The following is a 21475-nucleotide window of genomic DNA, read 5'->3' on the forward strand; positions in this document are numbered from 1 at the left end:
ACAGTTTACGTAAACATATAAAAGTCTTGTTTTTCAAAATCAAAAAACTTCCTAATAACCATTATTTTAATAAGGAAATCAATTTCTTAATTGCTTCTTCCTCGTCTATCCCCTTTGCGATAATAGTAATTGCTGAATTACGTTTAATCGTCGCTAACAATCCCATCAAGCTTTTTGCATCAATTTTATAATTGTCTCCTTCTACAAAAATCTCAGATTCAAATTGGTTTGCAAGTTCTACAACCTCAATTAATTTTCTTACATTTATTTTTTCCGATATAACAAGCTCCTTCACTCTCATTTTCTCTTCCCCTAAATTTAAGTATATTGCTCTTCTTATTATTAACTGAAGAATTGATGACAGCGAAAACTTTTAATCAATTGAAAAGAATCAATTCGTAACAAACTAAAATGATTCATTAAACCAGGACTGTGCAAAGAGTAATTTAACAAGAGTATAGCTACATATACAAATCAATATAACCCTTATCTTCACTTTTGTTCTTATCGCTAATAAAGAAAGATAAATCATTTCTATGTTAATTAAGCGTATTTTATGCTTTTCAAGGTTATAAAATCATCCTAAAAAATCTAAAATAAAAAGGTTATTACCCAAAAGAGCTGTTTTCCTTAACTTTGTTATTTTTTAATAAGTTAAACTTTTGATGGGCTTCCTCCAGCAGTAGTCACTTTCAGGCGGGTAAGCAATAAGCCACCTTTAGCGTAAATACATGCTAAATTTTCACCTTTCCCGCTCATCAAGGATTCTCGTACCTTAGCTCTATCAACTATATAAAACAACAATTTTTAGAATAGAGCCTACAAAAAAGAGAGTGCTTGAATATATGTAAAAAGAATATGTCAATCCTTTGTCATTAAGCGCCGCATATTGTTAAATAGGTTCGTACAAATAAAAAAAGGACTCTAAATGAGTCCCTTTAAGCAATTACGCTTTTACAACATTTGTTGCTTGTGGTCCACGTTGACCTTGTTCAACATCAAATGTTACTTTTTGGCCTTCGTCTAAAGACTTAAATCCTTCGCCTTGGATAGCTGAGAAATGTACGAATACATCGTCTCCACCTTCAACTTCGATAAATCCGAAACCTTTTTCTGCGTTAAACCATTTTACAGTACCTTGTTGCATAATTGTTTCCTCCTGTGTGGAATATTCCACAATGTATTACTATCCTTGCTCAATTAGATATCAAAGGCGAAAAGTTTAAATACTTATTCTTTCCTTACAGACCGAACAAAAATAATTCTTCTTAAGAATAACAGAAATGAATCTGAAAAGCAAATAAATTTACCTTTTTATTAAAAATTGTTCCATTACTTCAAATCTTATTCATCTTCAGTAACAGTGTTACTCGGATCATAATTCTTTTCCTCTTTACTTTGTTTGACTTCATCCGAAATATCTTTATTTGGATTATCCAAAATCTTTTCCTTCTCACTCTTACAGCCATTCAAAACAACACAACTTAATAAACCTACTAATAAAAATAAATTCCTCTTCATGATTTCCCCCCTAATATTGCTTATTGTTTACATTAAAAGGGGGAACTATTCAACGTCGATATTCTTATAGTATTTTCTTAAAGATAAATAGATAATTAGGCCAAGAATCGGAAAACTAAACAGCATAAGTCCTATAAACAAAGAAAACACAGGGTGTTTGCGGTGTTTCATTGCATCACGATAGCCCCATACTGCAGTTCCAAGGACAAAAACAAGAAACAAAATAACAAAAATAATTAAGATCATTTCTATCTTCATATGAATCACTCTCTTCTCACCTTTATAAAAAAAGAGTAATTCAAACAGGAAATATTTTCAATATGTATTCTTATGACAATAAGACGAAAAGAACAAATAGAACACACCAATACACCTTTTTATAAATGGCTGTTTTCGTAAACTTTGTTGCTAAAGTGTAGACGTTAGTGGTTGATTCCTCGTGCAGTTCTCATCCTTCCTACGGATGGGTGGTGAGTCTACTCAGGTATAAACTTGCTTTGGTCTTACCTCTTGCTCGCATCCAACAGAAGTCTCGTAATCAGCTCCAAACAACCTTTACAGTGCTTGGCTTTAATAACCAACAATATTTTAGAAAAGAGCCTTATAAATAAAAGGTTAAGTACAGGGTTTAATGAAATAGCCTTGTGCTGTTTAATTTGTTTTCCTTAACTCCTGTCGTTTTCTATGTGTACTCACATACTGTACATCCGAAAATGAGGCACCCTTTGGTTTTTCAGTTGGTTTGATAGGATGTTTCTTAATATATGCAAGCCGTTCTTCCTCAGTCATATACCAAGTTTTTACGTTTCCACACATAAACTATTCTCCTTTCTATTAAATTCTATTCATTTTATGTGTCACCTGTTTTCTTAAGTTAATTCTTTTATCCCTAATTAGTTGTCTTATTTTGAACACAATCATTGATTTTCTAGTATAGTTCATTTTATAACCTCTAATCCATCTTCTGATCGTTTTTTCATGCACACCCAGTAAAGCAGCTAATTCAGCTTCCTCGAGTTTAAAAGTTTTTAAAACAGTTTGAATCATTTCTGAGAAGTGTTTGTCCATTTAACCCTTACCTCACTAAGTTGTATATTTCACGGAACCATTTCCCAATGAAAAAATATATATTTACAATACCTCTTATTCATAAAAACAATTTCCTCTTACAAATCTCTTAAATTCTACTTACGCTCCAATAATATTTTCATTATAAAGAACATCTTAATCATGCTATCTAAATCTTTTACGCCCCCCATACTTTTTAGGGTGAATGGATTATAAACATGAGAGCCAAGGTTATTTATAACTCTCGAGTTTAAATGATTATTTAGAGTTTAAAAAATGACAGTTATTACTTTCAAAAATGTTCATTTTGACAAACACTTAAAAATTTTTTAGAAATAAAGGAGTAACGGTTACTTTCATAAAAAAAACGTCACCTACAATTTCATATCTTATAGACATGAAGATGTAGATAACGTTTTACACAATAATATAAATGATTACTTAAGGAATCATTAATTATAATACTTGTTCATTTGCTAATACTTCATCTGTATGATCAACTATCCTTTTAGATGGAATGATATGGAATATAATATTTAACAAAATAGCCGTCACACTTCCAATAACGATTCCACTATTTGTTAGTATCTTTACAGACTCAGGTAATCCTGCAAAAATACCAGGCACAACAGTTACTCCTAATCCTAAACCAACAGAACAAGCAATAATAATTAGATTTTCCTGTGATGTAAAATCAATTTGTCCAAGCATTTTCATTCCATATGCAATAACCATACCAAACATTACGATCATAGCTCCGCCAAGTACAGATGACGGTATAACTGTTGCAAGAGCTGCAATTTTTGGAACTAAACCTAGACCGATTAACATAATTGCTGTAGTATATATAACTTTGTTCGTTTTAATACCTGTCATTTGTAAAAGCCCAACATTTTGTGAAAAAGTAGTATATGGGAATGCATTAAATATCGCACCTAATGTATACGCAAGTCCTTCAGCACGATATCCTCTTGCCAAATCTTTATCATCAATTTTTTTATTACAAATATCTCCTAGTGCAAAATATACACCTGAAGATTCGACCATACTTACTATCGCAACAATGGTCATCGTAATAATTGGTGTTATTTCAAAGCTTGGCGTACCGAAATAAAATGGTTTTCCTATATTAAACCAAGAAGCATCTCTTACTGGCTGTAAATCGACTAATCCCATAAAGCTTGCAATAATTGTTCCTATAATAATCCCAATCAAGATTGAAATAGAACGAACAAACCCTGTAAAAAAGCGATTAAGAAGTAAAATAATTATGAGTACAGTGAATGCCAAGATAAGGTTTTCGATTGAGCCAAAATTCGCGCTCCCTTCACCACCTGCCATATTATTCATAGCAACTGGAATTAAAGTGACTCCTATTATAGTTACAACCGAACCGGTAACAACAGGAGGAAAAAACTTAACTAATTTTCCAAAAATGCTTGAAATAAGAATAACGATAATTCCTGAAATTAAAACAGCACCATAAATACTTGTTACACCATATTCATTTCCGATTGCAATCATTGGTCCTACAGCAGTAAAAGTACAACCTAAAACAACCGGAAGACCTATTCCAAAGAAACGATTTTTCCAAACTTGGAGAAAAGTAGCTACCCCACACATAAAAATGTCGATTGCTACTAAATATGTTAATTGGTGCCCTGATAAACCTATACCACTTCCAACAATAAGTGGAACTACGATAGCACCAGCATACATTGCAAGTACATGTTGAATTCCTAATGATAAATTCTTGAAAATATTCATACTGTTACCTCCTGGGCATCTTCAACAAAGCTTACCTTTCCCTTTGTTAGTGATTGAATTCTTGCTAAAGATTCTACTCGATAGCCTAAGTTTTTTAATTCAGCTGCACCTTTTTGGAATGATTTTTCTATGACAATTCCAATTCCTTGTACAGATGCTCCAGATTGGTTTACTAAATCAATAAGTCCTTTTGCTGCTTCACCATTTGCCAGAAAATCATCAATAATAAGGACACGATCGGTAGATGATAAGTATTGAGACGATATCGCAATCATATTTTCCTCTTGTTTTGTAAATGAGTATACTTTTGATGTAAGCAAGTGATTTGTTAATGTTAATGATTTTCTCTTTCTAGCAAAAACCACTTTAATTCCAAGCTCCAAACCAGCCATAACAGCTGGAGAAATACCAGAGGATTCAATTGTTACAATTTTTGTAATCCCTTCGTTTTCAAACCTCTTAGCAAATTCTATACCTATTTCTTTCATTAGTATCGGATCAATTTGGTGATTTAAAAATGAATCAACCTTTAAAACTCCGTCAGAAAGAACTATACCTTCAGTTTGAATTTTTTCTCTAAGTAGTTTCATAATCTTCCCCCTAACGATTTTTACAGATGATAACACGTAATTTATTATCTTTTATTATAGAAACCACTAATATGGACCGTAAATATTAGATGAGTTGCTCTTTTCCAATTAACACTCTGGTAAAATTGGTTGTTGATTTCCGCTCAATTCAACGAAGCACATAAAAAAGGCGGCATTGCTTCAACTATAAGTGAAGCAATGCCGCCTTTATATGGGAACTTCTCTCCATAATTAAACGAACGTTGACCTCACTCATAGTCGAATAATTTACGGTTATTCGGTAGAAACTTGTGGGCCATATTCCCACGATTATATGAGTGGTTAATGTAATTAAGATGAATTATAACAAGAATCATCCGTTTTGGAAATACTTTTTCGACAAAAATACGAACTTTATTTAATAGAATTATTTGAATATTCGTGATTGTTGATGTTTTATCATAATAATTGATAAATTGTTCGATATTTCTCCTCGAGATAATCGATTAAATATTGTGCATTCAATCCTTCTCCAGTTACATCCTTAACTATTTCTAAAGGCTTCTTAGTTTTACCATACTGGTGAATATTATTAGTTAACCATTCCTTAATAGTTGAAAAATCTCCATCCTCGATACGCTTATCTAAATCAGGATATTCCCTTTCCATCGCATGCTTAAATTGTGCAGCGTACATATATCCTAACGCATATGAAGGAAAATAGCCAAAGCTCCCTCCCGCCCAGTGGACATCCTGTAAAACACCTTGTGCATCATTTGGTGGTGTTATGCCAAGATATTCTTGATACTTTTCATTCCATATTACCGGTAATTCCTCGACGGAAATCTCATCATTAAAGAGTGCTTTTTCAATTTCATATCGAATCATAATATGTAATGGATATGTTAATTCATCTGCTTCAATTCGGATTAGAGATGGTTTTGATTCATTAATTGCTTCATAAAACTCCTGTAAATCAACACCGTTAAATTGTTCAATCGAAAAATCTTTTAATGCATTAAAATAGCGTTTCCAAAAGCCTTTGTTACGACCGATAAAATTTTCATAAAACAGTGATTGTGATTCATGAATTCCCATTGAAGTCCCGCTACATAAAAAAGTACCTTCTAATGTTTTCGAGATATTTTGTTCATAGATGGCATGACCGCATTCATGAATCGTTCCAAAAATCGCTGTTCTAAAATCATTTTCATCATACTTCGTTGTTACTCTAACATCCCCACGATTTAACGTAATCTCAAATGGGTGAACTGTTTCATCTAATCTCCCAGCTGAAAAGTCATACCCAATTTCTCGAAGTAGATATTCACTAAGCTTTCTTTGTTTTTCTTTTGGGAAAAAGCAAGATAAAAATTCAGTATTTGGCTTGTGACTAGCATCAGAAATCTGTTTGACGAGCGGAACTATTTTTTCACGGACTTGAGCGAAAACTCGATCTAGTACTTCCACCGTCATTCCAGGCTCATATTCATTTAATAATGTATTATATTTATTTCCTTTATATCCCCAATAGGAAATCAACTTTTTGTTATAGTCGACAAGTTTTTGTAGGTATGGAGCAACCTTTTGAAAATCATCCTTCTCTTTTGCCTCTTCCCATACAGATTCTGCCTTTGAACAGAGAGTGACATAATCTTGATATTCCTTTGGGGGAATAACTTTTTTCTTATTATACTCTTCTTTTAGTAGTTCAATAGCCTTTTGTGTATGTGGCTGTATAGATTTAAATAAATCAGCTTGGGATAGAGTCGTTAAATACTCATTCATTTTATCTGAAATAAGCATTTGAAAAGCTTCTGTTGAAAGCATTCCGATTACTTCTGAGCGTTGTTCAATTCCCTTCTTTGGTGCACCTGTACGTAAATCCCAATACATAACGTTAATAGCCTCATCATATGCTTGCATTTTTTTTATGTAATCTAAAAAATCTTTCTCTAACTGTTCCATTTACATCACACTCATTTCTTTAAATTTTCTTGCTCTGTAAATCTTATTTGTTAATTTCAGCTAAAGGTGTTCTGTTTGCTTTCAGCGGGAAGTCCCTTGTGGCTCCCCCCTTGGGAGTTGTTTTATGTACAATAATCAAAGTTCTAAGAAATCAACAATAAGCCTTAACATAGCATTTTTATTTACTATTATCTTATAAGAGAATTCATATAAAGTAAAAAGGATAGTTATAAAACTATCCTTTTATAGATTCTACAGGTAAAACTGCTTCTATCTGTTCTATAATATCTTGATCCTTTTCTGTTAAGAAAATAGTAATCGTACCTTTATCCTCACTCGTTCTGATTAATCTACCAATCCCTTGTCTTAATCTTAACACCATATAAGGTAACTCTACCTCATGATATGGATCTTGTTTTCCTGCTTTCTTTGCTTCAAATACAGGATCATCTGGCGGATAAGGAAGTGACCATATAATAACATTAGACAAAGATGGACCAGGTATATCAAGCCCTTCCCATAAATGAACCGCACATAGGACAGTTTCTGTTTGCTGCTGAAATTCTTTTACAAGCGAACTAATCTCCTTGTCTCCTTCAAAAAGAATCGGATAACTGAAATTCTCCGACTTCACTTGTTCTTTAAACCATTTCAGCTCATTTACTGTAGAAAATAAAATTAAGGCACGTCCTTCTGATTTATGAAGCTCATCAATGACTTTTGAAAATTTCTTTATACGATCTTCTTCCGTAATTAGCTGAATCTTCATTTGCTCTTCATAATCAAATGGCGAATCTACAGAAAGTGACAAGTAATCACTTATCCCTAAACTATTTGCAATATAGTCAAACGACTTTCCTTCTGATAGCGTTGCAGAAGAGAAAATAAACGGTTTATTCATTGAAAAAACTTTTTCTCTTAATACTTCTTCAACCTTTCTTGGCATGATTACGAGACTATAATCATTATCCTTTTCTTCAACCCAGCTTACTGCAGTATTCTTTTTATTGAATAATGATAATGAATACTCCATTTGATCAATGTATTCTTCAACAATTTTTAATTCATATTCATTTATAGTAAATAATTCACCTTCAAAAACTAAAGCTTCACTTATCTCTGACAATTTTTTTTGCAGTTTTATAGCAGAAGCAAGTAAATCCGGATGTTGCTTAATTTTTAAGCGATTTGAGCCTTCTACGATTGTTGTATATTGTTTCAATTCATCGAAAAACACATCGTTAATCGCTAGACCGTCTTCAACTAAATAGGCAAGCTCCTCACGTATTTCATTTTGCAATAATCGTTCTAAAAATAATTGGAGAGAGCTTTGCTTCACTCGATATGTTAATGCTTTTTGAGCAGCAAATTCTAATAAATGTCCTTCATCAAAAACGACTGAACTATATTCAGGTAGCAGTGGCATTTGACCTTCTCGTTTTCTAGAATCATATGTCCAAACATGTTCCATAAAATAATCATGTGAACAGACAATGATGTCTGTTGCCTTACGATAATGATCACGAGATAGTGTTAATCCACAACGATGTCGCTTTGAGCATGTAAAACAATCTTGAAAGGGATCCCAGCCAATTTTATCCCATTCGTCATCTGATAAATCACTAAATTGTTTCCGATCACCATATGGGGTAAATTGCTGCATTCCACCATTTTCATGAACAAATGATGGTAATGATTGATAAACATCTAAATATTTATCTTCCCCTGTTTTTTGGAGCACATCATCAAGTTTATTTAGACATAAGTATTGACTATGTGATTTACTTAACCTTACATCCATATCAATATCTAATGTACGTGAAAGTTTAGCAATGTCCCCTTCCTGCTTAACTAGCTGTTCAATTAATGTCTCATCCGCACAAGCAATAATTGCAGGCTTCCCTGTATATCTTGCATAAGCTAAAGCATAAAGTAAATAAACAATTGTTTTTCCTGTACCAACCCCAGCTTCAGCAAACATTACCTTTTTTTCTTGATAGGCTCTTTCCAATTGAAAGGCCATAAAAATTTGTTCATCTCTTAACTCAAAACCTTTTTCAGGGAGAATATCGTAAAATACATCACCTATCCAATTGTTTAATGCTTGATAAAAACTCTCTTCTTTTGATATTGCAAAAGGTAAACGAGACGTTACCATATATCGTTCCTCCAATATTTCCAATTAATTAATATAATTCGTCCATATAATTATTAGTCCTTCTATTATTTTACATAGATAATAAATGAAGATAAAAATTAATTATCATATGAACGATAAAAAAAGTCAATTTTTGAGGCTATTGTTGATAATCTCCAATAAAAGGTTTGTAAGATTTCTCGGTTAATATTGTATATATAAAAAAAGAGTGCCCTAGGCTACTCTATAAGTTCATTTATTAGTTATCAAATAGTGTATCAATAATAATTTGATGATCAATTGATGAAGCATGTGCTAAAGCTCTTTTTAATTCTTCTTTTGCTTGGTTTAATTGAAGAACAGCAGGCGATTCAAGTCCAATTTGTTCTTCAAGAGATTTTTGTGTCGAATTAATAGCTTTTGATATAAGTTGAAATTGCTGGTCTTCGAACAATACGATTTACCTCCTTTGTTAAAATTTTACCAACTAAAAAAATTCCTCATATTGGTAATTATATTCAAAAGTTCGAAAAAAAATCACAAAAGGTCACCTTTATAGATTTTTCATAATTTAAAGTGTTTATTCAAATTAACATCATAGAAAGGATAATGTATCTTTCATTACACTAAAAAAGTTGGATTTTAAACTTTTATTATAGGCTGTCCCACTCCAAATCTTATTCCAATGAAAAAAAAAGACGAAGAGTAATTTACTCTTCGTCTGCAACTTTTTTGTATCCTAATTGTAATAATTCCTCAGTTAAAATATCTGGTGTAACAATATAATATGTATTTCCTTCATCATTCGTAATGATAACTTCTGTTGGACTGGCATCAACTCGTGCAGCATCTAACGAAAAATACTTTGGGCCAAGCTGCTCTATTATAGATGACATACGTTCACCCCCTTATTGATTCATTATATCAGCACCAGTTAATAATCAACAAACAGAAATAACAATCCGTTTGATATCAACTTACTGATTTCGTGGAGGTCTTTTCGATGACCAGTATTGATAATAGTCTGTTCTAATGAATCCATTAAATAATTTTCGTTTCTTTGTAGCAGGTTTCCCATAAAATTGTTCAAAATTTTCATTTGATGTAAGCATATATATACTCCATGTATCTAAAGGTGCAAATGCTTGTCCCATTTCCTTATACATTTGTTCAACCGCATTCTTTTCACCTAGACGCTCACCATATGGAGGATTACCGACAATTACACCATATTCCTTAGTAGTTGTAAAATCTCTTACCTGCATTTGTTTAAAAGTAATTAGCTCTCGCAGCCCTGCTTCCTCTGCATTTGCTTCGGCTATTTGAACCATTCGATGATCGATATCAGACCCTTGAATATCTAAAGGCTGATCATATTTAGCCTTATCCTCAACTTCTTGTCTGGCTAAATCCCATTTATCTTTTCCAATCCAATCCCATTTCTCAGAAGTAAATTCTCTATTAAACCCAGGTGCGATATTCTGACCAATTAATGCAGCCTCAATCGGAATTGTGCCTGAGCCACAAAACGGATCTACAAAAGGTCTATCAGGTGTCCATCTCGTAAGTAATACAAGTGCAGCTGCCAACGTTTCTTTAATCGGTGCGCCACCTTGATTGATTCTGAAACCGCGCTTATGCAGACCTGAACCACTAGCATCAAGAGTAATAGTTGCAATATCCTTTAACAAAGCAACTTCAATACGATAAAGTGGACCATCTTCGCTAAACCAGCCTGTTTTTTTGTAATGTGTCTTTAGCTTTTCTACAACTGCTTTTTTAACGATCGCTTGACAATCAGGTACACTCGCTAAAGTCGACTTTACAGATTTTCCGATTACAGGGAATTCGGCGTTTTCTGGGAGGAAATCGCCCCAGTTTAACGCTTTTGTCTTTTCAAATAACTCATCAAACGTTTTTGCTTTAAATTCACCAATTTTAATTTTGATTCTATCTGCAGTTCTTAGCCATAAATTTGCACGACAAACCGCTAATTCATCAGCCTCAAAGGTTACTTTTCCATTTTCAATTTTACATTCATATCCCAAATCCTTAACTTCCTTACCGACAATTGCCTCTAACCCCATCGCAGATGTCGCAATTAATGATAGCTTTTTCATTATTCACCATACCTTTTTCAATTATCTTCACACATTCCAACAACATTTTATGTATAAGTAAAAAGAGGCTGAAGTTTTCAGCCCCTCATAGTATTTGCTTATTTATTCTGATTTAATAACGTTCGATAAGCCATGTTTTGTTCCATCGTACTACAATCGGCAAAGCCTCGTACTCAGGTGGTAATCATCTATCTACAGAAACAAGTTTCTGTCCTTCTCTTCGTTCATTTTCTCCAAGAAGGTGCCCCTACCATTATTTGGGTTTCTCGCTCGTGGGGTTTACCTCGTTCCACTCTTACAATTTCTTGTAAGACTACGTCACTGTGGCACTTTCAAGGTAGTCAAGCCATATCCAAAGAACTTAGGCTTTTTCCCTGCCGTCAGTTCAAACACGAACTGCCCTAGCTTATGAATTCGCTAGGCACGAACACTACGGGCATCTCAGCACCGTGCGAGCATGGACTTTCCTCTACAATCTAAAGACTGCAGCGATTACCTGAACGTTATTAATAAAACAACAGAATTAAGTATACCTAATCAATATAAATAATACAAGTGGTAAAATTAGGTAAAATTAATTTATTAATCGTATAGTTTACTGCCAAATACATGTTTCTCTAAATTTGATAATCGTTTCAAAATATCGAAATTTGTTGTATTCGTTTGCGTTGTTGGTTGCTTCTTATATGTTTCGTCTAGTTGTTTCTTTAAACGAAGATTTTCCTGTTGTAAATCCTCTATTTCTTGATGGAATGTTTCATAGTCTTTAATAATTAAATCTAGAAACTTATCTACTTCTTCTTGCTTATATCCGCGAACACCTGTTTTAAATTCTCTTTCTAAAATTTCTTTTGCTGTTAACTTTATTTTGTCTGAGAGCATTTCTTTCACCTCGTTATAGCGAAATCATCAACTTATATTTTTTCAGAAATGTGACAAAATGTCAATTTCCTTTCATCGCCTCAAGTTTGAAAATTTCGACGTTAATTACCAAAAGTCGTTATTTTTTAAATTTTCCTCTTCTACAATAGCTTCTAAATCGGAGAAATTTATCAATTCGATATAATAATTATTCGTAGCTTGTTTTCTCTTTGCGACGTCTAATATATATTTCGGTGACCCTTCCTTCTCTTCATCATAAACTAATAGAAGACCTTCGCTTTTTTTTATTAAAAATTCATTTTTTTGTTTGAATTGAAGGGGACTTTCATATTCTCTCCTTGATATGCTATCAACAAAGTCTGCTTGTGATTGGATATAATCATAATACTCTTTGTTTGTTTCATTCCATTTACTTTCTTGATTAAAAAATGGCGTTAATATCGCTAGTTTCAAATCAGGAAATTGTACTTGTAATTCATAAACTACTTCTGCAGCCCATAGTTCAACTCCTAGCTGGCCACTGATAATTACCCATTCTAATCCCTGCTCGATAAACCGATGTAAAGACTTTTCTATTGCCTTTTTTATGTAATGAACGGCTTGATCATCATTTTTAAATATACCTAATTCAAACGATTTATAGCCGGAAATAGTAAGAACATTCAACAGAATTACCCCATTCCGCTTCTTCTACATAATACTTATACTAAAAAAGGAGCTGATTGTTCAGCTCCTTGACACCCTAAAAATTATCGTCCAAATGGACCAGGGCCGAATCCTGGACGTGGTCTTGGACCACCAAAACCAAATCCTTGAGTTGGAGCAGGACCGTACACATTAAAATGTTGATGTGTAACTTCATTCTCAACAGATTGTGTTTGTGGAAAATAATGTTGATGCTTGAAGAACTCATGATTTACAACTGTTGTATGCTGCGGATGAATATGTGGAACAATCGTTTCAGAAAAATTATTTTGAACACAACATTTTGTTGGATGTACGATTGGTGCCAATACTTTAGGTCTACAATGATGCATATTCCATTCTCCTTTCAATCATTTATCATGTCTTACACTTCTAGCCTATGATAAATGGGATATACATGTACTAATGCAACCACCTAATTTTAAAAATTATCCGCTAGAAACCTATAATTTACAAACATTTACTGTTTTTGAAATATAAGCTCGTATATCAGAGAAAAAATCAGTGAAGGAAATGACCAACACTGATTCATAATAGTGTATATTTAAACGAAATGAAAATCCGTCTAGTATTTTAATTAAAATAAAGCCATAATACTATCTTTATAAGTCGAAAATATAAATATAGTTAAGAGAACAACAATAAAAAATAGAAATAAAATGCTTTTGTACATAGTTGTATTCTCCTTTTTTTTCATTCGTACAATCACATATTTTACATTGTTCTACAGAAAACTACAATTGTTTATTTAAGGATTATTATCATTTCATCATTTTGTCATATTCTTGACGAAATCACTCATTTTTTGCGCTTCCCCGGGTAATAATCTTTTCATATTTCCGCTCAATTCTAGCTAATCTTTTTTCAATTTCAGCTTGTAGTTCTATCGATTCTTTCATTCTATTATGTTCAAGTATTTGATTAGCTAGTTTTGTATAATAAATTGCTTCAGCATAATTTTTTATAATGTGCTCATAATATTTTGCTAGTTCGATCGCAGAGTCTATCTTTAATTTTTCTTCATTTGAAAGAGATAATATTTCTTTCCATGTATTTATTGCCATGTCCCAATTTTTATTTTTCTTATAATGAAGCGCAACTTGGTATTTCGCACTTCCCTCATTACGTGTTCCTTTCTCCATTAACGTTTGATAAGCATTCATCGCTGATTGTCCGTCACCAATATAGTCCAACCATCGCGCAATTTCATAATGTTCCTCTTCATTTGCTTCAACTGTTGTGTCTAATAGTTTTAAGGAAACATCAATATAAAGGGTAATAAGTGATAATACATCAATTTCATTATGCTTCAAGACACCCATTATGATTTCTGGTTGCTGCTGCTTCACAAATTGAAAATATATCATTGGTGCTAAATATCCTGGTACATCATCCTTACGATGAATATCGAGGATGATTTTTTCAACATTCGCAAGTTTTACAGAATCCATTTCTTTTTTCCAAAGTCTCCTTGCAGCATGAAATAAATCAAAATGCCCAAATGGCGGGAGACTTGGTACGGATTCTCTTATGAGAGTATGTCTTGTTTTTACCTGTGGCCAATCAAAAGCTTTACCATTATATGTTACAAGCGTTTTACTATTTATCCCATTTAAGAAACTTTGGTATAACGCAACTTCATTTCCCGGATTTGGCAGCAAATGCTGTTTAACTACAACTCGATCATGAAACACTTGTGCTTGACCTAATAAAAATATCGTATTCCCTACACCACCACCAAGACCAGTTGTTTCCGTGTCAAAGAAGAACAATTCATTTGCTTGATGCCCCTTACATGACAATGGATGAGTTGATTGAGATTCGTTCCACATCTGAACAATGCGATGGAATTCACCTAGTTGATATTTACCGTGCTGAAAGGTTAAAGGATACGTAATTTCTCTAATAAAGCAATATTGTCCATCATAAGTAAAGATTTTCGTGTCATACTCATCCCATATAGCTTCATTAGCAATAGATTTTTCACTTTCTTTTTGAAGAGATGATGGTGCTTCTTCTCTAACGATATGCTGTTTCATTCGATTTAATTTATTTAATAACGACATTTATTTCATCCCTTTAAACATCTCATTCCTGGAAAACTTATCATTGTAACTAGTAGATTAAATTTTTTATTATTTTCTTGATACAAGGCTGTATTGTATGTTTGTTGCTTTTTATTAGTGTAACCTCGGGGTGGCGGTGAGTCTATCCCTCTTTCAGCAGAAGTCTAGTATACTAATGACAAGCAACAACTTATCTAATATATTCACAGTGAAAAATTTCACTATAAAGTCTTTTTTGAAAATTTTTCAAATCATGTTAACTGTTGCAAAAGAGAAAGTGTATCTCTTTTAATTGAATCAGTACTTGTTTCCGTTCCTATACAAGAAGGACACCCCTCTTTACATGGACAATCAGATAGTAATGAGATCGCCTCTAAAACGATTATATTCATCGTTTCAAAGATTTTTTTCGCTAACCCTACCCCTCCTGGATATCTATCATATAGAAAAATCGTCGGTTTCTGATTGTGGACAGATTTAATTTGTGCAACGACATGGAGATCAGATGGGTCACACATTACTTTTAATGGAGCAATATGTTGAAACAAATGGGCAACAGATATTAATGCTTCCTCTAATCGTTTCTCAGGTAATTCACTTTTCAACGAATCGTTTATACTTATCCATGCGGCGTTTGTATGGAGCTCTTCTTCTGGCAGGTGTATAGGACCTGAGCCGATATTTTCATGCGTATCAAATTTAATTTTCTTAAAAATTGTTGCCATAGCCTGTACTGTTACATCGCCAAACCCTAATTCAACATGATTATGGTCTTCATGAAGGTCTTCTTCTAATACTTTTAGCTGAACAGCTAAATTCGCATCTGTAAAATAATCGACATCCACTTCACGAACAAAAGCCTTTTTTTCTTCCCAGTCTAGTTTTTCTACTTGATATTGCACACCTTGATGTAAATATATCGCTTCATCATGCAGGAGTGTCATTGAACTAAACCGATCCATTTCACCAATGACCTTTACATTCGCAATATCTGACTGATCTATAATTACAACATTTTCCTGTGAAGCCGATCGCAAGCTAATATTATGTGCTGGAAAGGAATCGTTCATCCAATAATAAGTATCTTCGTTATAATGTAATACCCTTTCCTCCGCTAAAAACTGTAAAATATCATTAAGCTCCAAGCCATCAAATGTATCATCTTCTTTAAAAGGAAGTTCAAAAGCTGCACACTTTAAATGGTCAACTAAAACAACAAGATTATTTGGATTAATTACAGCCGTCTCGGGGTTTTGCTCGAGAAAATAGTCAGGATGCTGAATAATATATTGATCAAGTGGACTAGAACTTGCCACCATAATAATAACTGCTTCTCCTTGTCTTCTACCAGCCCTACCTGCCTGTTGCCAAGCACTCGCAATTGTCCCGGGATAACCAGTCATTATGCAAACTTGTAATTGTCCGATATCTACTCCTAGCTCTAAAGCATTCGTACTTACTACACCTAAAATCTCACCATTTCTTAACCCTTGTTCGATTTCTCTTCGCTGTTTAGGCAAATAGCCCCCGCGATATCCACGAATCGATTTATGTGTTAGCTGGTTTTTAATTAACTCTTTAAGATAAGTTAAAATAATCTCGACTCGTACACGACTTCTAGCGAAAACAATCGTTTGAATTTTATGCTTCAAAAAATATCCTGCTAAACGTCTAACTTCCAAAGTTGCACTTTTTCTTATATTTAATGGTTTATTGACAATTGGCGGATTATAAAAGATAAAATGCTTCTTACTTGAAGGTGCGCCGTTATTAGCGATAAGCTCCATTTTTTCTCCTGTTAACGTTTCAGCCAATTCCTTAGGATTTGCAATTGTGGCAGATGTACAAATAAATTGTGGATTACTTCCATAAAATTGACAAATTCGTTTTAATCTTCGGATAACATTTGCAACATGACTCCCGAAGATTCCTCGATATATATGAAGCTCATCAATTACAACATATTTTATATTTTCAAAAAGAGAAACCCATTTTGTATGATGAGGTAAAATTGCCGAATGTAACATATCAGGATTCGTTATAACAATGTGACCTGCTTTTCTTACCTTTTGGCGAATTGATGGTGACGTATCACCATCATAAGTATATGAATTTACTTGAACACCCATTTCTGAAATGATTTCATTTAATTCGGATTTTTGATCTTGTGCTAATGCCTTAGTAGGAAATAAATATAGTGCACGACTTGTATCATCCTCTATAATCTTTTGTAATAATGGTAAATTGTAGCATATTGTTTTTCCTGATGCTGTGGGAGTAACAGCAACTAAGTTCGCTCCATCTTTTGCTAACCGATATGCATCAAATTGATGTGTATATAACTGTGAAATCCCTCTTTTTATCAATGCTTGCTTTAAACGCTCGTCGATATCTTTTGGCATTTCTACCGTTTTTGCATCTTTTGGAGGAATTGTATGCCAATGAACAATTTGTTTGCTAAATTCTTTATTTTGCTTCAATGTGTCTACAAGGTTTGATAAGGATTTCCGAAATTCCATTTTAGATACCTCACTTATCTCGACATTCAATTCATGACATTTTTTCTCTCAGTCGTAGAAAAAATCACCACTTATAAATTAATAAAACTCGTTTATATAGTAATTCATGCTTTATTGTACCGAATAAACGTTCGTAAATAAAGAAAAACTTCATTCCAATTGAGTAAGCTATGAACTCATCGAAATGAAGCAAATATTTTTAAAACTTCCATTATTACTTTATTTTTTAATTTATAGTGATTTTGATTTTCACTTAAGCTTTACTTCTATTATTGGTGATTCACCTTTTTTAACAATATCAGGTTCTGACTTTTTAATATAAGCGATACTATCACTATTTGTTATAACGATTGGTGTAATCGTACTTGCTGCTCGATCACGAATAAGCGTAAGATCTATTTCCATTAAAGGATCACCGACTTTAACCTTTTGCCCTTCTTTTACTAAAGGGGTAAATCCTTCACCGCTCAAATTTACTGTCTCAAGGCCAATATGAATTAACAATTCAACTCCTAATCGGGAACGTAATCCTATGGCATGTTTTGTATGAAATACTTGAATTACTTGACCAGCAAATGGTGCAATTACAAGATTCTCAGATGGTTCAATTGCCATTCCATCCCCCATTAATTTTTGTGAGAAAACAGGATCAGGCACATCTTCAAGTCTAACTAATTTTCCTGATAAAGGGGCGACTATTTTCTCCTCCTCTACCCTTTGTTTTTTTCCAAATAATGACTTTAACATAGTACGACTCCTCTTATACGTTATTCTTAAAACTTAGCTGTTTAATAAGATCTATAGACATTTATGTATGAAGAAAACCAAACAGTTTCAAACTCAAAGTGATATACTAACATCTTTTTAGGGACATAAACCTTTTTTTGTTCATTTCATATAATAATTTGACAAAGTATGTAAAGGAAGGATGAAAATCATGAGCAAAAAAGATAAATTTCTGCAAAACAAATCGAATGAGCTCAATGACTCAATTGACTTTTTTCAAATTGTTGATCATTTTTTTCGTTCAGACCCAATAAAGCAATTTATGAATAATGTTGACTCGATACTACTTGAAACTTTCCCACATCATCATATACATGTACGCTCATACGAAACAGATAAAAACTATCATATCGACTTGAAATTTCCACCGGTTAAAAAAGAACAAATAAAGCTAGAACTTTATCAACAATATTTAACACTAACGATTACAAACCGTGAAGAACTTAAAGAATATAATGAAAATTCTTCTACGTTCCGAAGCTTTACCTCACAGGATAGTATTTCTCGAACGATATTACTGCCATATGTAGTAAATGAAAACGAAATTAAAACTTCATTCAAAGAAGGCTCACTTTTAGTGACACTACCTAAAAAGACAAAACAAATAGAAATAAATGAAGAATTACAATAAACTATTATATAAAATTTCTCTTAATAAATCCTTAAATACGTATTATCGCATACAAAAGTCTGTAATACCTAAAGGATGAAGAACCAGATAGCTTATTGTATATCTTGGAGCTTTCTGGTTTTTCAATTCCTTTTTTAGCTATTTTTATGTGATTTGCTCCCATATTTCGGATTATCCTCAGGAGTTGGATCCCTTTGCAAATCCTTTGCAGAAGCTGTGATTTCATTGAACCCCTTTTTTAGACGTTCTTTTCTCTTCATCAGTTTCACCTCATTTTTATTTTTTCACAATTGATCTTCATTATGCTTAATGAAAAATCCAATTATTAACTTGAGAGAAATCATTAATTGGATGAAACAATACATATAGGAGGTGTTTACATGAAAGAAAAAAAGATAAACCTACCTGATTTTCATGAATTAGAAGATCGGATCATTGCTGAACCTTCACATTCACCAACTCTTGTCATCAAAACAAACCTTGATGCTGATAGTGTGACAAGCGAAAATCCATATTCACAGAACGATCAAACACCATCCAATGAATTCAAAAATTTTTTTAAGGACTGAATGTTCATGGATTTTACACTAGATTATTTAAAAGAGGCCATTTCTAATTATGACGATAGCTCAGTTTGTCAGCGAATCTTTTCTAAATTATCCAGAAGAGACTATAAATCCGAAATGGAGTTTGTCCAGGTTTTAGATGATGCAGAAATTCATTTTTTAAACAGAGTCCTGCCTGAAGAAATTAAATATGCGTTTCATAACCAGGATTTTATTAGAGGTAATCAACTTAATGAAGTGTACGAGCTGTTAATCTAATTTCCATTTTGCGATTTTAAAAAGAGCAAAGCAATTAAATACCTTTGCTCTTTTTAATACACAACTATTTAAAGATGGATGTTACTCCTTTAAATAGCCCACCCATTTGATTAACAGCATTCATCATTTGTCCAGCTGTATCAATCATTTTATTTAAATCTAATTGCCCATCAGATTTTTTAAACTGAGACATTATTGTATTCAAACCTGATGGCTGTTGTTTTAGTAATGGAGTTGGCTTCGGATATGGTGCTACGTAAGGTGAATTTATGAAGGAATTGTTAACCATTCCACTTGTTCCATCCTGGAAATAATTAGGTTGCATTGGTTGATATGGTGGTTGCATTGGTTGAAAATTTTGTTGCTGATAATAAGGTTGGTGCAGTGAATGAAAAGGTGAAGAAAATAAATTAAACGGCTGTAACGGTCGATAATATTCACCATGACCTAACCAATGCCCATTATGTTGGTAATGATTGTGACCATGCATTTTTACTCCTCCTACATTTTAGCAATACCGTGATTTATAGGTATTTTATGACTAATTTGCCTAATTGGTGAGATGTTCTACTATTTTGTAAGCAAAAATACATGAAAAGGAGGGTTTAAATATGTCTAGAGGAAAACATTTTGATCATATGGAAAAAGGACACAAACCTACCATTTCTAAACGAGGTCAAAACGTCGCAAGAAAAACAGAAGAATTAGTTGAATATGCAATTGAGCCAGTAGCAACTGAAAATAACCGTCCAGTTTCTTATAAGGTTGAAAAAAATTAATTCAATAAGCAGCAAGAAGTATTCTCGTTGGCGAATGCTTCTTGCCTTTAAAGCTATTGTTTATTCAAAAATAGAATAAATGAATTAAATGTCGTTGTGTAACTCTGTAAGCATCGTTTTAAGAATATATTCAACAGAATTATATAAATTATAAAATCGTTGGTTATTAATATCTTTATAATAGGATTGTAAAATGATTTGCTCGATATTTTCAACTGTCGATTCTATTTGAGTTAAATGTATATATTTTGGATTTGTTTTAACAATCCAATCATCAGCCAATGGTTTCCATTTTGCTGTTAGGTCTGAAACCGTTTCAAATGTTGGCTTTACTTTATTGTAGAACAATTCTTCTGTTTTTTCCGGCTTTTGTTTTATTAGTTCAAATCTCTCTTTACATTCATCAATTGCATGCAGAAGGTTCTTTGAAATCATTTCTAAGTTCATCTTGCTTCACCTCTGCCTTCATCATATCACGTTCCGAATAATATTACATATTAGTTGCTACAATCGGAAAACAAGAAGCAGGAGATGGTTTAAATCCATTATCTTTAACTGGTAATTCTTTAGCATCGATTCGGGAAATCATGTTATCTAACTTCCGATTGATTTGATAAGCATCATTTTGTAGTTGAATACCAACCTTTTCACTTTCAACCTTATCCATAAAGACTTGTTCAAGTGACAGTAGTTCTCTTTCCAACTCTTCCAGTTTTGCCTCAATTACCGTCTTTTCAATGATTTTTTTCATTTTTCTCCCTCCTTATACATATAGTCATTCGCTCATTATTTTTATCTCCCTTCAAGCTTGACAAAACTAGTTTTCATTCGCCAAAGAAAGTAAAAACAAACAATCTTCGACATTTTCCTTCGACCTGAATGGAAAAAAGGAAAATGTAGACACTATTAATAGGAGGTGCGAGACATGGCTAAAAAAAATAGCGAGAAGCAACAAGCTACTGAAGAAAAAGCTCGGAATACAGGCGATAAAAAATTGAATGGTCCTAATCGTCCGTCTACTTAATAATGAAGAAAAGTCAGTCACTAATCATTTGCTAGTCATTTCAGCAAAGGTTAGAGTCTGACTTTTTCATTTTCAGAACATTTTCATCGTAAAAGGAATCGTAAGTAGA

General features: G+C 32.9%; 27 protein-coding genes, 1 other RNA gene and 1 riboswitch. Of the genes, 5 read left to right on the forward strand and 23 right to left on the reverse strand.

Annotated features, from left to right (window positions below; all coding sequences use genetic code 11):
- Positions 1-61 precede the first annotated feature (61 nt).
- From ACTJJ9_RS07650 to ACTJJ9_RS07740, 19 genes are all read right to left on the reverse strand, one after another.
- Entirely contained in the window at positions 62-301 is a 240-nt protein-coding gene (locus ACTJJ9_RS07650; RefSeq protein WP_095302166.1) for an HPr family phosphocarrier protein, read from the reverse strand.
- A gap of 645 nt (positions 302-946) precedes the next feature.
- Complete coding sequence (locus tag ACTJJ9_RS07655) at positions 947-1147, reverse strand: cold-shock protein (RefSeq protein ID WP_095302167.1); 201 nt, start codon at positions 1145-1147, stop codon at positions 947-949.
- A gap of 197 nt (positions 1148-1344) precedes the next feature.
- The gene (locus tag ACTJJ9_RS07660) at positions 1345-1521 is read right to left on the reverse strand and encodes a hypothetical protein (RefSeq protein WP_170944443.1); all 177 of its coding nucleotides are present in this window, start codon (positions 1519-1521) and stop codon (positions 1345-1347) included.
- 45 nt (positions 1522-1566) lie between these two features.
- Entirely contained in the window at positions 1567-1779 is a 213-nt protein-coding gene (locus tag ACTJJ9_RS07665) for a hypothetical protein (protein WP_095302168.1), read from the reverse strand.
- A gap of 393 nt (positions 1780-2172) precedes the next feature.
- Entirely contained in the window at positions 2173-2337 is a 165-nt protein-coding gene (locus ACTJJ9_RS07670; protein ID WP_186324176.1) for a hypothetical protein, read from the reverse strand.
- Between the two features lie 708 nt (positions 2338-3045).
- A complete protein-coding gene (locus ACTJJ9_RS07675) occupies positions 3046-4356 on the reverse strand; it encodes a nucleobase:cation symporter-2 family protein (RefSeq protein WP_095302170.1) in 1311 nt (436 codons plus the stop codon).
- Positions 4353-4946, reverse strand: a complete 594-nt coding sequence (locus tag ACTJJ9_RS07680; RefSeq protein ID WP_095302171.1) for a xanthine phosphoribosyltransferase — start codon at positions 4944-4946, stop codon at positions 4353-4355. The genes ACTJJ9_RS07675 and ACTJJ9_RS07680 overlap by 4 nt, the downstream gene beginning before the upstream one ends.
- A 235-nt stretch (positions 4947-5181) precedes the next feature.
- Positions 5182-5283: riboswitch (purine riboswitch) on the reverse strand.
- A gap of 101 nt (positions 5284-5384) precedes the next feature.
- Entirely contained in the window at positions 5385-6893 is a 1509-nt protein-coding gene (locus ACTJJ9_RS07685; RefSeq protein ID WP_145581510.1) for a carboxypeptidase M32, read from the reverse strand.
- A 235-nt stretch (positions 6894-7128) separates the two neighbouring features.
- Positions 7129-9051: an ATP-dependent DNA helicase gene (locus ACTJJ9_RS07690; protein WP_145581511.1), complete on the reverse strand. Its 1923-nt coding sequence runs from the start codon at positions 9049-9051 to the stop codon at positions 7129-7131.
- A 238-nt stretch (positions 9052-9289) separates the two neighbouring features.
- A complete protein-coding gene (locus ACTJJ9_RS07695; RefSeq protein WP_095302173.1) occupies positions 9290-9484 on the reverse strand; it encodes a hypothetical protein in 195 nt (64 codons plus the stop codon).
- A 256-nt stretch (positions 9485-9740) separates the two neighbouring features.
- On the reverse strand, positions 9741-9926 hold the full coding sequence (locus ACTJJ9_RS07700; RefSeq protein WP_095302174.1) for a hypothetical protein: 186 nt from the start codon (positions 9924-9926) through the stop codon (positions 9741-9743).
- A gap of 81 nt (positions 9927-10007) precedes the next feature.
- On the reverse strand, positions 10008-11150 hold the full coding sequence (locus ACTJJ9_RS07705) for a THUMP domain-containing class I SAM-dependent RNA methyltransferase (protein ID WP_095302175.1): 1143 nt from the start codon (positions 11148-11150) through the stop codon (positions 10008-10010).
- A gap of 121 nt (positions 11151-11271) precedes the next feature.
- Positions 11272-11654, reverse strand: an RNA gene (rnpB, locus tag ACTJJ9_RS07710) — RNase P RNA component class B.
- A 78-nt stretch (positions 11655-11732) separates the two neighbouring features.
- Positions 11733-12032 carry a cell division regulator GpsB gene (gene gpsB, locus ACTJJ9_RS07715; protein WP_145581512.1) on the reverse strand — a complete coding sequence of 100 codons (300 nt, stop codon included), beginning with the start codon at positions 12030-12032 and terminating at the stop codon, positions 11733-11735.
- Positions 12033-12137: 105 nt separating this feature from the next.
- Positions 12138-12698 carry a DUF1273 domain-containing protein gene (locus ACTJJ9_RS07720; RefSeq protein WP_145581513.1) on the reverse strand — a complete coding sequence of 187 codons (561 nt, stop codon included), beginning with the start codon at positions 12696-12698 and terminating at the stop codon, positions 12138-12140.
- Positions 12699-12781: 83 nt separating this feature from the next.
- Positions 12782-13069 carry a spore coat protein gene (locus ACTJJ9_RS07725; RefSeq protein WP_095302178.1) on the reverse strand — a complete coding sequence of 96 codons (288 nt, stop codon included), beginning with the start codon at positions 13067-13069 and terminating at the stop codon, positions 12782-12784.
- Positions 13070-13531: 462 nt separating this feature from the next.
- Positions 13532-14803 (reverse strand): ribonuclease H-like domain-containing protein, encoded by a 1272-nt coding sequence (locus tag ACTJJ9_RS07730; RefSeq protein WP_145581514.1) that lies wholly within the window; start codon positions 14801-14803, stop codon positions 13532-13534.
- Between the two features lie 251 nt (positions 14804-15054).
- Positions 15055-17322, reverse strand: a complete 2268-nt coding sequence (locus ACTJJ9_RS07735; protein ID WP_440768583.1) for a DEAD/DEAH box helicase — start codon at positions 17320-17322, stop codon at positions 15055-15057.
- Positions 17323-17571: 249 nt separating this feature from the next.
- Entirely contained in the window at positions 17572-18069 is a 498-nt protein-coding gene (locus ACTJJ9_RS07740) for a PTS sugar transporter subunit IIA (RefSeq protein WP_095302181.1), read from the reverse strand.
- Between the two features lie 190 nt (positions 18070-18259).
- Here ACTJJ9_RS07740 and ACTJJ9_RS07745 point away from each other — a divergent pair, with 190 nt between their 5' ends.
- Positions 18260-18739 carry an Hsp20/alpha crystallin family protein gene (locus ACTJJ9_RS07745; protein ID WP_170944444.1) on the forward strand — a complete coding sequence of 160 codons (480 nt, stop codon included), beginning with the start codon at positions 18260-18262 and terminating at the stop codon, positions 18737-18739.
- 134 nt (positions 18740-18873) lie between these two features.
- Here ACTJJ9_RS07745 and ACTJJ9_RS07750 read toward each other — a convergent pair whose 3' ends face one another.
- Positions 18874-18999 carry a hypothetical protein gene (locus ACTJJ9_RS07750; protein ID WP_255451847.1) on the reverse strand — a complete coding sequence of 42 codons (126 nt, stop codon included), beginning with the start codon at positions 18997-18999 and terminating at the stop codon, positions 18874-18876.
- Between the two features lie 120 nt (positions 19000-19119).
- Between ACTJJ9_RS07750 and ACTJJ9_RS07755 the strand changes: the two genes are divergently transcribed.
- Together ACTJJ9_RS07755 and ACTJJ9_RS07760 are read left to right on the forward strand one after the other, a co-directional pair.
- Complete coding sequence (locus ACTJJ9_RS07755; RefSeq protein WP_095302183.1) at positions 19120-19308, forward strand: hypothetical protein; 189 nt, start codon at positions 19120-19122, stop codon at positions 19306-19308.
- Between the two features lie 6 nt (positions 19309-19314).
- Positions 19315-19563, forward strand: a complete 249-nt coding sequence (locus ACTJJ9_RS07760) for a sigma-G-dependent sporulation-specific acid-soluble spore protein CsgA (protein ID WP_095302184.1) — start codon at positions 19315-19317, stop codon at positions 19561-19563.
- 64 nt (positions 19564-19627) lie between these two features.
- Here the strand turns inward: ACTJJ9_RS07760 and ACTJJ9_RS07765 are convergent, their stop codons facing one another.
- The gene (locus tag ACTJJ9_RS07765) at positions 19628-20053 is read right to left on the reverse strand and encodes a YppG family protein (protein ID WP_095302185.1); all 426 of its coding nucleotides are present in this window, start codon (positions 20051-20053) and stop codon (positions 19628-19630) included.
- A gap of 121 nt (positions 20054-20174) precedes the next feature.
- Here ACTJJ9_RS07765 and ACTJJ9_RS07770 point away from each other — a divergent pair, with 121 nt between their 5' ends.
- Positions 20175-20342 (forward strand): hypothetical protein, encoded by a 168-nt coding sequence (locus ACTJJ9_RS07770; RefSeq protein ID WP_186324174.1) that lies wholly within the window; start codon positions 20175-20177, stop codon positions 20340-20342.
- Between the two features lie 84 nt (positions 20343-20426).
- Here the strand turns inward: ACTJJ9_RS07770 and ACTJJ9_RS07775 are convergent, their stop codons facing one another.
- Both ACTJJ9_RS07775 and ACTJJ9_RS07780 read right to left on the reverse strand, forming a co-directional pair.
- Positions 20427-20789, reverse strand: coding sequence for a DUF1798 family protein (locus tag ACTJJ9_RS07775; RefSeq protein WP_145581516.1), 363 nt, complete (start codon positions 20787-20789; stop codon positions 20427-20429).
- Positions 20790-20832: 43 nt separating this feature from the next.
- Positions 20833-21093, reverse strand: a complete 261-nt coding sequence (locus ACTJJ9_RS07780; RefSeq protein ID WP_095302187.1) for a hypothetical protein — start codon at positions 21091-21093, stop codon at positions 20833-20835.
- Between the two features lie 174 nt (positions 21094-21267).
- On the opposite strand from ACTJJ9_RS07780, the gene sspM reads away from it, so the two are divergent.
- Positions 21268-21366, forward strand: coding sequence for an acid-soluble spore protein SspM (gene sspM / locus ACTJJ9_RS07785; RefSeq protein ID WP_095302188.1), 99 nt, complete (start codon positions 21268-21270; stop codon positions 21364-21366).
- Positions 21367-21475 lie beyond the last annotated feature (109 nt).

It is taken from the genome of Metabacillus sp. 22489 (assembly GCF_052044855.1).
In the GTDB taxonomy this organism is placed as follows: Bacteria; Bacillota; Bacilli; order Bacillales; family Bacillaceae; genus Metabacillus; species Metabacillus niabensis.

Coding starts and splice junctions, on each gene's coding strand:
- ACTJJ9_RS07690 (WP_145581511.1), bottom strand. CDS start 9,051: ATGGTAACGTCTCGTTTACCTTTTGCAATATCAAAAGAAGAGAGTTTT.
- ACTJJ9_RS07750 (WP_255451847.1), bottom strand. CDS start 18,999: ATGAAGAGAAAAGAACGTCTAAAAAAGGGGTTCAATGAAATCACAGCT.
- ACTJJ9_RS07650 (WP_095302166.1), bottom strand. CDS start 301: ATGAGAGTGAAGGAGCTTGTTATATCGGAAAAAATAAATGTAAGAAAA.
- ACTJJ9_RS07670 (WP_186324176.1), bottom strand. CDS start 2,337: ATGTGTGGAAACGTAAAAACTTGGTATATGACTGAGGAAGAACGGCTT.
- ACTJJ9_RS07680 (WP_095302171.1), bottom strand. CDS start 4,946: ATGAAACTACTTAGAGAAAAAATTCAAACTGAAGGTATAGTTCTTTCT.
- ACTJJ9_RS07780 (WP_095302187.1), bottom strand. CDS start 21,093: ATGAAAAAAATCATTGAAAAGACGGTAATTGAGGCAAAACTGGAAGAG.
- ACTJJ9_RS07675 (WP_095302170.1), bottom strand. CDS start 4,356: ATGAATATTTTCAAGAATTTATCATTAGGAATTCAACATGTACTTGCA.
- ACTJJ9_RS07755 (WP_095302183.1), top strand. CDS start 19,120: ATGAAAGAAAAAAAGATAAACCTACCTGATTTTCATGAATTAGAAGAT.
- ACTJJ9_RS07770 (WP_186324174.1), top strand. CDS start 20,175: ATGTCTAGAGGAAAACATTTTGATCATATGGAAAAAGGACACAAACCT.
- ACTJJ9_RS07665 (WP_095302168.1), bottom strand. CDS start 1,779: ATGAAGATAGAAATGATCTTAATTATTTTTGTTATTTTGTTTCTTGTT.
- ACTJJ9_RS07760 (WP_095302184.1), top strand. CDS start 19,315: ATGGATTTTACACTAGATTATTTAAAAGAGGCCATTTCTAATTATGAC.
- ACTJJ9_RS07765 (WP_095302185.1), bottom strand. CDS start 20,053: ATGCATGGTCACAATCATTACCAACATAATGGGCATTGGTTAGGTCAT.
- ACTJJ9_RS07745 (WP_170944444.1), top strand. CDS start 18,260: ATGAGCAAAAAAGATAAATTTCTGCAAAACAAATCGAATGAGCTCAAT.
- gpsB (WP_145581512.1), bottom strand. CDS start 12,032: ATGCTCTCAGACAAAATAAAGTTAACAGCAAAAGAAATTTTAGAAAGA.
- ACTJJ9_RS07730 (WP_145581514.1), bottom strand. CDS start 14,803: ATGTCGTTATTAAATAAATTAAATCGAATGAAACAGCATATCGTTAGA.
- ACTJJ9_RS07735 (WP_440768583.1), bottom strand. CDS start 17,322: ATGGAATTTCGGAAATCCTTATCAAACCTTGTAGACACATTGAAGCAA.
- ACTJJ9_RS07660 (WP_170944443.1), bottom strand. CDS start 1,521: ATGAAGAGGAATTTATTTTTATTAGTAGGTTTATTAAGTTGTGTTGTT.
- ACTJJ9_RS07655 (WP_095302167.1), bottom strand. CDS start 1,147: ATGCAACAAGGTACTGTAAAATGGTTTAACGCAGAAAAAGGTTTCGGA.
- ACTJJ9_RS07700 (WP_095302174.1), bottom strand. CDS start 9,926: ATGTCATCTATAATAGAGCAGCTTGGCCCAAAGTATTTTTCGTTAGAT.
- ACTJJ9_RS07740 (WP_095302181.1), bottom strand. CDS start 18,069: ATGTTAAAGTCATTATTTGGAAAAAAACAAAGGGTAGAGGAGGAGAAA.
- ACTJJ9_RS07705 (WP_095302175.1), bottom strand. CDS start 11,150: ATGAAAAAGCTATCATTAATTGCGACATCTGCGATGGGGTTAGAGGCA.
- ACTJJ9_RS07725 (WP_095302178.1), bottom strand. CDS start 13,069: ATGCATCATTGTAGACCTAAAGTATTGGCACCAATCGTACATCCAACA.
- ACTJJ9_RS07775 (WP_145581516.1), bottom strand. CDS start 20,789: ATGAACTTAGAAATGATTTCAAAGAACCTTCTGCATGCAATTGATGAA.
- ACTJJ9_RS07685 (WP_145581510.1), bottom strand. CDS start 6,893: ATGGAACAGTTAGAGAAAGATTTTTTAGATTACATAAAAAAAATGCAA.
- sspM (WP_095302188.1), top strand. CDS start 21,268: ATGGCTAAAAAAAATAGCGAGAAGCAACAAGCTACTGAAGAAAAAGCT.